We start from the raw sequence: 9205 nt of genomic DNA, 5'->3' as shown, positions 1-9205 counted from the left end.
CCCCAGGGCGGGGAAACCCCAGGGCGGGGAAACCCCAGGGCGGGGAAACCCCAGGGCGGGGAAACCCCAGGGCGGGGAAACCCCAGGGCGGGGAAACCCCAGGGCGGGGAAACCCCAGGGCGGGGAAACCCCGCCCCTACGGTTTTTGTATAGGAACTAGATAAAAGTGCGATCGCTCAAAATAGCCTATTATTAGGCTAGGTGTAACCTGTATTCCATAACTTCATGCCTTTTTCCGATTTCACTAATCCTTATAAAAATCCCGCTGACGTACCAGAAAAGTATCGCCAGCATATAAATCTACAGAAATTATTTAAAGCTGATGGTTCTTATGTACGTCCAGCAGAAGACCCTGTAACAATATGGGCAATTGAGATTTTAGTGGAAGAGTACGGTGTTCCACTAGAAGCAATGGTGTTAGAACTAAATGCAGATTTTGCCGAAGGAACTCATCAAGGTGGACGACGCTATTTAGGGCGGGTAGACATTGTAGTTTATGATGACCGTTATGCTGACTCTGTAGGTAATTTGGATGTAGCTTTTATTATAGTAGAGGCTATGGAACCAAATAAAAAAGTTGGTGGGACTGAAGCGGAAGGTTGGGTAGAACATCTTAATCAGCTTACTGCTTATATAAGTGCTTCACCATTTCCTCGTTATGCGATTTTAACTAGTGGTCAATATACAGAAGTTTATCGTCGTAACCTGGACTATCCCAGCAAATTAGAACCTATTGTAGATTTACCAAAGTATGAAAGCACCCGTGAAGCTGCAAACCATAGTCCTTATACTGTAATTCTTAATCCCAGCGAAGCCGATGGGATTCAAACCGGACTCACACCTCTATCCCGTGATAAATTTCGGGAAGTTTTGGGAGATACCCGTTCTGGATGTCATTCTATTCTCAGAGATAATGAAGGCTTGCAGCCACAAGAAGCCGTTGATGCAATGGTTAAATTCTTGTTTGCTAAGTGGTACGACGAACAAGCAACTATTGACTTGGTAAAGCAAACAGGAGAATCACGGGCTTATGTATTTAGTGTTAGTTCTGAAACTGACCCAGAACGTTTATTAGTTCAAGTTAGAGACACTTTTGAAAAAGCCAAGCAGTGGGAACGGGACACACTAGCGAAAAAATTTGGTGATGATTTAGGTGTGAGGTTGGCTTTTAATGAAGCTGATGTTTTGCAATTCAAGCCACACACGACAATGGAAATCGTCAAGCGTTTACAGCCTTGGAGTTTGCGTAAATCTTCAGCAGATGTCAAAGGTGGAGTGTTTGAGGACTTTTTAAGTAAGACTTTCCGCGATGATTTGGGGCAATATTTCACACCTACACCTGTAATTAATTTAATGGTGGGAATTTTGCAACCAACAGTAAATGATTATGTTGGTGATCCTGCTTGCGGTTCAGCGCGGATGCTAACTCACATTTTGGATTATGTGCGTAAACAGGAATATGCAAAAGCGATCGCAAATAATGGAGGTAGTGCAGAAGGGATAAATCCTGAAGAACCAACAGAAGAGTTTATCAAGTTTCGAGATAATCATTTATTTGGGGCTGAATATTCTCGAAATGTGATGCACGTAGCGCGAGTTAATACTTTAATGAATGGCGCACAATATGCCGATTTAAAGGTTATGGATTCCCTGGAAAGATTGAGTAGCATTACAGGAGGAATTACAGAAGGACTTCCAGAACATCCTGGTTTTTATCTGGGTGGGTTAACGATGATTTTAACTAATCCTCCGTTTGGTTCTAAGTTGACAAATGAAAGTGTTTTAAAGGACTTTGCTGCACGGGATGGAGTGACAAAGAAAAATGGCAAGGTTGTTAGAAGTATTCCTCAAGAAGTCGCTTTTCTTAATCGTTGTCTTGAATTTCTAGCGCCAAATGGTAAGTTAGCAATTGTTTTACCTGATGGAGTGTTAGCAAACAGTACAATGCAGGATGTACGGGACTGGATTTTACGCTGGACAAGGCTGAAATCAGTAATTAGTTTGCCTAAAGAGACATTCATGCCATATGGTGCTGGTGTGAAAACTAGTATTTTGGTTTTAGAAAAACGCGAAAATTCCTTAACTAGTGAAGGTCAGTTAGAAATCGGTCAAGAAATTATAGAGAGTAATGAGGATTATTTAGTTTATATGGCTTTAATAGATGATATTGGCTATGATGCTTCTGGTCGTATGTCTGTATCTGAAGATGAATCTCATGAACCTCCTGATGTTAAAGAAACTGTTATTGATTTTTCTGAAAAATCAGGATGGTAATTTGTAGAATTGAATTTGAAAATAAAAATATCATGCAGTCTATTTTACTAAAAATTTCTGAAATTGATTTAAAAGATCGCTTAACCGTTGAACATTATATTTGTCAAGATATTAAATTGATACATAAATTACGGGAGAGTGTATATCCTTTAGTTCCATTAGGACAAATTGCTACAGTTAAGGGTGGAAAAAGGCTTCCAGCTAATGCTCAATATTCTATTACAGGTATTCCTTATGTCAGAGTAGTAGATGTAGGAGATTTTGAAGTAGATTTAAGCAATGTTGTCTATATATCTGAGGATTTACACAATAAGATACAAAGATATCAACTACAACAAAATGATATAGCTATTGTAATTGTTGGAGCTACCATTGGTAAAACTGCTATTTTTAAATCTACTGTTAGTCCATGTAATTTTAATGAAAATTTAGCTCGAATTACCTCCAAAGATAATAAATTTAACCCTCAATACCTTTTGGCTTATTTAAAAAGTTGTTTTGGTCAAGCTTATATTACTTGGTTGACTGGAGGATCTGCTCAAGCAAAGTTGAGTCTTGAGCGTATAGAGAAAATTAACATTCCTCTTCCTCCTAAACCTATTCAAGACCGTATTGCTCAAATAATGCAGGATGCTTATCATATTCATAGAGAAAAAATTAAAACTTCTCAGGAAATGATCACAAATGTCGAAAAAATCAAAGTCTTAAAAACCGAATTAAGCATTGAACCAATTCGTGCAGATTCCGTTATATTGCTGCAAACAAAAAACAGAATCCTACATTTAGAATTTCAAACTAGAACTAAATCAGAAACTCCCATTCCGTTAAGAATGTTGGATTATTTTGTCAGATTAGTTAGACAATATCATCTACCTGTTACCCAAGTGGTGATTTTCTTGCAGGAAACAACTAATGAAATCGCTTTTACCGAGGCTTATATTGATGAAATGACAACTCATCGCTATCGAGTCATCAGAATGTGGGAGCAAGATTCAGATTTGTTTCTCAATAACCCAGCATTACTTCCATTAGCACCATTAACAAAAACAAATTCCGCCCCAGAGTTATTATCCCAAGTTGCCAGAGAAATTGCTAAAATTACAGATGTACCAGCCAGACAGAATACTGCTGCTTACACGGAGATTTTAGCAGGTCTACGATTCGAGAAAAATCTAATTCGTCAATTATTGAGTGAGGATATTATGCAAGAATCTGTAATTTACCAGGATATTTTGCAAAAGGGTGAACAGAAAGGAGAACAAAAAGAAGCTTTTCGTTTTCTGAATCGTCTTTTAAATCGGCGGTTTGGGGAAATGGATTCATTTATAGTTGAACGGATTCGTTTATTGCCTACTGAACAATTAGAAATATTGGGAGAAGAGTTTTTGGAATTTTCAGGAATATCTGATTTAGTCAATTGGTTAGATACACACCTTCCCAGAAGTTTATAAGGTTTTTTCCAGATTCTTGATTTTTTGAGATTTTAGCAGGTTTGCGATTCGAGAAAAATCTACTTCGTCAATTATTGAGTGAGGATATTATGCAAGAATCTGTAATTTACCAGGATATTTTGCAAAAGGGTGAACAGAAAGAAGCTTTTCGTTTTCTGAATCGTCTTTTAAATCGGCGGTTTGGGGAAATGGATTCATTTATAGTTGAACGGATTCGTTTATTACCCACTAAACAGTTAGAAATATTGGGAGAAGAGTTTTTGGATTTTTCAGGAATATCTGATCTAGTTAATTGGTTAGATACACATATTCCTAGAAGTTTATAAGGTTTCTTCCAGATTCTCGATTTTTTTAAAAAGTCGGGAATCTAATTTTTGATTTGCTTTGTGACATTAGCAACACAATGGAGGGCGGGGAAACCCCGCTACAAGTTTGGTGATGAAAAACTGTACCTCATGACAGCTAAAACTGCTGTAATTATCAATACTATTTATTTAATCCTGAATAAAAATTTACAAGCGGAATTAAACGAAATCAAATATATTAATTCTCTGGGTTTTAGAAAAAGTAGATTTTCTTATGCTTTTTTGAGAATTTTAAATTTTTAAGTATTGCAATCTGATAAAATTTGTAAGGTTTCTATAAGCTCTGAGCAATGGGATCGACTGGTGTAAGGATCGCAATTGACGCAATGGGGGGAGATCATGCACCCGCTGAAATCGTCGCCGGCGCACTGCGGGCGCGAGAGGAATTGGGTGTAAAAATATTACTGGTTGGAGATCCCCAACAAATTGAGGCTATAATGCCGCCAAAGACAACTATGGCGGGTTTGGAGATTGTTCCTGCTGAGGAAGCGATCGCTATGGATGAAGATCCTCTCAACGCAGTTAGACGCAAGCGGAAATCTTCCATCAACATAGCGATGGATTTAGTCAAAAATCAACAGGCAGATGCTGTATTTTCTGCTGGACACTCTGGTGCAGCTATGGCATCAGCTTTGCTGCGATTAGGCAGATTACCGGGAATTGACCGCCCAGCAATTGGCACAGTATTCCCCACCATCAAAGCCGGCAAACCAGTAATGATTCTGGATGTTGGTGCTAATGTAGACTGTCGCCCTAAATTTTTAGAGCAGTTTGCAGTCATGGGTTCAATTTACAGTCAGTATGTTTTGGGAACAGACAATCCCAAAATAGGTTTATTGAATATTGGCGAAGAAGATACTAAAGGTAACGAAGTAGCTCTCCGCGCCCACCAATTGTTACGGGAAAATACTCAAATTAATTTTACTGGTAATGCTGAAGGGCGTGATGTATTATCCGGTGAATTTGATGTGATTGTTTGCGACGGCTTTGTGGGTAATATTTTATTAAAATTTGCCGAAGCGGTTGGAGGCGTAATTCTACAAATTCTTCGAGAAGAATTACCCCAAGGGATACACGGTCAAATCGGTACAGCGATTTTAAAACCTAATCTGAAGCGCGTTAAACAACGCATGGATCATGCTGAACACGGAGGAGCTTTGCTTTTAGGTGTTAGCGGGATTTGTTTTATTGGTCATGGCAGTTCCCAAGCGCCATCTATTTTTAGTGCCATTCGTATGGCTAAAGAAGCCGTAGATAATCAAGTGCTAGAAAGACTCCAATCCCAATATCAAATTCTCCAAAATGAAAGTAGTTAGCTATTATTTCTTCAACATGGAGATACTAAGTTAACAACTATTTGTCATTTGTCATCCAATTTTAGATTGCGGATTTTAGATTCATAAATACTTTTATAAATCTGAAATTCTTGATCTCAAATCTAAAATTGGGATTGTCATTGGTACTCGTTATTAATGCTCACAAACAAGACAACTGACAATTTACAAATGACACTTGACAATTGAGGAAAAAAAGAAGTGCAAAATTTTTTCAACAGTGGTATAGCGATTACAGGTAGTGGTTCAGCAGTCCCAACAACTCGTTTACACAACCAAGAATTAACTCAACTGGTAGAAACATCAGATAAGTGGATTGCCTCAAGAACAGGAATTCGTCAAAGACGGTTAGCATTGCCCCCTGATTCACTGACATCATTAGCCACTGCGGCTAGTCAACAGGCCATCACCGCCGCCGGTATCACAGCAGCAGACATAGATTTAATTTTATTAGCTACCTCCACTCCTGATGACCTGTTTGGAACTGCTTGTCGTGTTCAAGGTGAATTAGGCGCTACCAAAGCAGTTGCCTTTGACTTAACTGCTGCCTGTTCTGGCTTTGTCTTTGGTTTAGTCACAGCCGCCCAATACCTCAGAACAGGTGTTTATCAAAATGTACTTTTAATTGGGGCTGATATCCTCTCTCGGTGGGTAGATTGGCAAGATAGACGCAGTTGTGTGTTATTTGGTGATGGGGCTGGGGCAGTTATATTACAGGCTAATCAAAGCGATCGCCTATTAGGATTTTGCCTCAAAAGCGACGGTTCTCAAAACAATTGTCTCAACCTAGCCTATAACGCCTCTAGCACAGAATTAGCGCCAGATATTCACGTATCTACAGGCAAATATCATCCTATTACCATGAACGGTAAAGAAGTCTACCGCTTTGCTGTGCAAAAAGTCCCAGAAGTGATAGACAAAGCCCTATTTGCAGCTAATCTCAAAGTGGAAAATATAGATTGGCTAGTATTACATCAAGCGAATCAAAGGATTATCAATTCCGTTGCTGAACGCTTAGAGATTCCCGAACATAAAATTATCAGCAATGTCGCCGACTATGGTAACACCTCCGCTGCATCTATCCCCCTGGCTTTAGATGAAGCAGTGCGAGCCGGGAAAATTAAACCTAATGATATCATTGCCACATCTGGTTTTGGTGCCGGTCTTTCTTGGGGGGCAGCCATTTTTCAATGGGGAAGATAGATAAGTCAAAAATGACAACTGACAACTGACAACTGACTAATAACAAATGACTAAAACTGCATGGGTGTTTCCCGGACAAGGTTCTCAAGCATTGAGAATGGGAATAGACTTGTTAACTCTACCATCTGCCAAAGAAAAATTTATTCAAGCTGAGGCAATTTTGGGTTGGTCTGTAATAGATATATGTCAAAGTGATATTGACACCTTATCAAGAACACTTTATACCCAGCCTAGTTTATATGTAATCGAAAGTATTATTGCTGATATTTTGCGAGAAAAAGGACAGCAACCAGACGTAGTTACAGGTCATAGTTTAGGCGAATATATAGCCCTTTATGTCGCTGGTGTCTTTGAATGGTCGGCTGGGTTACATTTGGTAAAACGGCGGGCAGAATTAATGGATAGTGCGGCTGGGGGAATGATGGCAGCATTAATGAACTTTGACCGAGAAGAATTAGAAAAAGTTATTAGCGTCACACCTGATGTAGTTTTAGCAAATGATAACAGTCCTCTCCAAGTTGTTATTTCTGGAACTCCAGACGCTGTACAGGCTGTGATGTCGCAAGTCAAAGCAAAACGGGCTATCCCCTTAAAGGTTTCCGGCGCATTTCATTCCCATTTAATGAAAGCAGCCGCAATGGAATTTCAAGAAGTTCTCGATTCCGTTATTTTTCAGTCAGCAAATATTCCAGTTTTATCTAATGTAGATCCAGTTCCAGCAATAGAAGCGGAAACTTTAAAACAGCGTCTTTCTCAACAAATGACTGGTTCTGTCCGCTGGCGAGAAATTTGTTTGCAATTAGTAGAAGATGGCATTGAGAAAGTTGTAGAAATTGGTCCTGGTAACGTATTAACTGGTTTAGTTAAACGAATTGCACCTAGTTTAATTTTGCAAAACATTCGTAATGCTGCTGAATTACCTGAATAAAGTAGTAGATTTGCCAAATCAATTCAAAATTAAATAAGTCCTAATGGGGACGATATTGGCAACATAAACTTTCTATGATGTCTGTGTTCTATTATCTAAACATTCAATATTGTTCGGTTAAAGAAATGTAAATTGGATTGAACGATAGTGAAACCCAAAAAATACTCATAAACCTTGGGTTTCGTTCCCCAAACTAACCTACCATATAATGATTTTTCGCCTTGACCGAACAGTGTTGGGTTTGGTTTACTTCCGTCAAACAAACCTACGCAATTTCATTGTTTGAACTTAACTAACAAATATTGTTTAAACATTTAGTTAATGAACCTCAGTAATTTATCAAAATTAAAGTAAGATAGCCAAAAACTCAACCTGACACTTTTTTGAAATTGCCTAAAACTTGCCATAATCAACCTGCAAACAAAACTAAAAATATTCATGAATACACTTGAACAAAAAACTTGGATGACGCAAGCAGAGTATGCTAAAATGGTAAGTCTAAGTATCCTGTAGTGGCTTTTACAGTTAGTGTGAAAGAACAACGGGCGATCGCTATAGAATTACTCATGATTATTGCCATCCATGCCACGATCTTAACTTACCTGGAGTTCCATGCCATTAAACTACTTCTTAGCTACTTCTTGCCCATATAGGCTATGGGGGGGCTGATATTTTATATCTATACCAATCATCTGTTATGCCCCATGACAAATGTGAATGATCCTCTCATCAATAGTCTCTCTATTCGAGTTCCCAAACTATTTGATGTCTTACATTTAAACTTTTCTTACCATACAGAACATCACATTTTCCCCGGTATGAATTCAGATTATGCGCCAATGGTGCAAGAACTATTACAAACATATTACCCTGAAAGATTTAACTTATTAAATGCGGGAAAAGCCTGGGAATTAATGATGGAAACACCCAGACATTACAAAAATGATCATACTTTCACAGATTGGTCTGGAAATAAATTTGTAACCTGTCCAATCTTAGGGATAAATCTCAGCGATCTATAGTCAAATTTAATCAGCACCTATGGAGAAGTAATGTAGAGACTTTCCCTTGTCAACTCGATTATATCTCCATCCAAAGACGTTCTAATTGTCTTTGCCAAGCTGCTAAAACTTGTTCTCTTCCCTGGGCATTTTGGTCAATATCTCCTAACAATCCTTCGGCATAAAAACGATCTAGATTTTGCATAGTTGCTTCTAAGGATTGTCCCTGTTGTTTTGCGGCTTTAATAATTTCGCGGATACGAGTTTCTACTAAATTATTGAAAACATCATGAACACCAGCTTGATATAATGAAATCAGACGAGCGATCGCATTAGCAAAATCTCCATTAGTCAAAGTCCCACTATTATGCTGAAACACGCCCCAAATTACATCATCATAAACAGCATATCGTGTTTCCTGAGTATCATCAAAATTAGCCTCTAGAAACTGTGTCATAAAGGCTGTAGCTTCTTGTAAAGGCATAATTGGCAATAACACCCGCAACCAAGTATTATCTTCTGAAAGCAGCACCAATAACCGAAAATCAGCAGTTTCTACTTGCCAAGAACCAGGAGCGATAGATTTTACAACTTCAGCACTAAATAACTCTGTTAACGTACCCGCTATGTCTTCCGGTGTCATAATTAT

At 38.5% G+C, this 9205-nt stretch carries 9 protein-coding genes and 1 pseudogene; 9 read left to right on the top strand and 1 reads right to left on the bottom strand.

Going from position 1 to position 9205, the window contains the following annotated elements; all coding sequences use genetic code 11:
• The first annotated feature begins 225 nt into the window (after positions 1-225).
• From PN471_RS19465 to PN471_RS19420, 9 genes and pseudogenes are all read left to right on the top strand, one after another.
• Positions 226-2274: a restriction endonuclease subunit M gene (locus PN471_RS19465; RefSeq protein WP_271778246.1), complete on the top strand. Its 2049-nt coding sequence runs from the start codon at positions 226-228 to the stop codon at positions 2272-2274.
• Positions 2268-3725 carry a restriction endonuclease subunit S gene (locus PN471_RS23540; protein ID WP_442867168.1) on the top strand — a complete coding sequence of 486 codons (1458 nt, stop codon included), beginning with the start codon at positions 2268-2270 and terminating at the stop codon, positions 3723-3725. The genes PN471_RS19465 and PN471_RS23540 overlap by 7 nt, the downstream gene beginning before the upstream one ends.
• Before the next feature lie 20 nt (positions 3726-3745).
• A pseudogene (locus tag PN471_RS19450) lies at positions 3746-4051 on the top strand (DUF4351 domain-containing protein); the annotation flags it as partial.
• 60 nt (positions 4052-4111) lie between these two features.
• A complete protein-coding gene (locus PN471_RS19445) occupies positions 4112-4333 on the top strand; it encodes a hypothetical protein (RefSeq protein WP_271778245.1) in 222 nt (73 codons plus the stop codon).
• A gap of 47 nt (positions 4334-4380) precedes the next feature.
• On the top strand, positions 4381-5406 hold the full coding sequence (gene plsX / locus PN471_RS19440) for a phosphate acyltransferase PlsX (RefSeq protein WP_271778244.1): 1026 nt from the start codon (positions 4381-4383) through the stop codon (positions 5404-5406).
• A gap of 219 nt (positions 5407-5625) precedes the next feature.
• Positions 5626-6627 (top strand): beta-ketoacyl-ACP synthase III, encoded by a 1002-nt coding sequence (locus tag PN471_RS19435; protein WP_271778243.1) that lies wholly within the window; start codon positions 5626-5628, stop codon positions 6625-6627.
• A gap of 46 nt (positions 6628-6673) precedes the next feature.
• Entirely contained in the window at positions 6674-7555 is an 882-nt protein-coding gene (gene fabD, locus PN471_RS19430) for an ACP S-malonyltransferase (protein ID WP_271778242.1), read from the top strand.
• Positions 7556-8067: 512 nt separating this feature from the next.
• The gene (locus PN471_RS19425; protein ID WP_271778241.1) at positions 8068-8208 is read left to right on the top strand and encodes a hypothetical protein; all 141 of its coding nucleotides are present in this window, start codon (positions 8068-8070) and stop codon (positions 8206-8208) included.
• Between the two features lie 3 nt (positions 8209-8211).
• On the top strand, positions 8212-8577 hold the full coding sequence (locus tag PN471_RS19420; RefSeq protein ID WP_271778240.1) for a fatty acid desaturase: 366 nt from the start codon (positions 8212-8214) through the stop codon (positions 8575-8577).
• Between the two features lie 58 nt (positions 8578-8635).
• Here PN471_RS19420 and PN471_RS19415 read toward each other — a convergent pair whose 3' ends face one another.
• Positions 8636-9199, bottom strand: coding sequence for a hypothetical protein (locus PN471_RS19415; RefSeq protein ID WP_271778239.1), 564 nt, complete (start codon positions 9197-9199; stop codon positions 8636-8638).
• Positions 9200-9205: the final 6 nt, after the last annotated feature.

Source organism: Aphanizomenon sp. CS-733/32, from assembly GCF_028330045.1.
GTDB lineage: Bacteria > Cyanobacteriota > Cyanobacteriia > Cyanobacteriales > Nostocaceae > Dolichospermum > Dolichospermum gracile.
Note: the sequence above shows the minus strand (reverse complement) of the source record. Positions and strands in the feature narration are given on the sequence as shown.

Bases quoted from the DNA above. Each gene is read 5' to 3' on its own strand.
- PN471_RS19420 (WP_271778240.1), top strand. From the start codon at position 8,212: ATGGGGGGGCTGATATTTTATATCTATACCAATCATCTGTTATGCCCC.
- PN471_RS23540 (WP_442867168.1), top strand. From the start codon at position 2,268: ATGGTAATTTGTAGAATTGAATTTGAAAATAAAAATATCATGCAGTCT.
- PN471_RS19465 (WP_271778246.1), top strand. From the start codon at position 226: ATGCCTTTTTCCGATTTCACTAATCCTTATAAAAATCCCGCTGACGTA.
- plsX (WP_271778244.1), top strand. From the start codon at position 4,381: ATGGGATCGACTGGTGTAAGGATCGCAATTGACGCAATGGGGGGAGAT.
- PN471_RS19415 (WP_271778239.1), bottom strand. From the start codon at position 9,199: ATGACACCGGAAGACATAGCGGGTACGTTAACAGAGTTATTTAGTGCT.
- fabD (WP_271778242.1), top strand. From the start codon at position 6,674: ATGACTAAAACTGCATGGGTGTTTCCCGGACAAGGTTCTCAAGCATTG.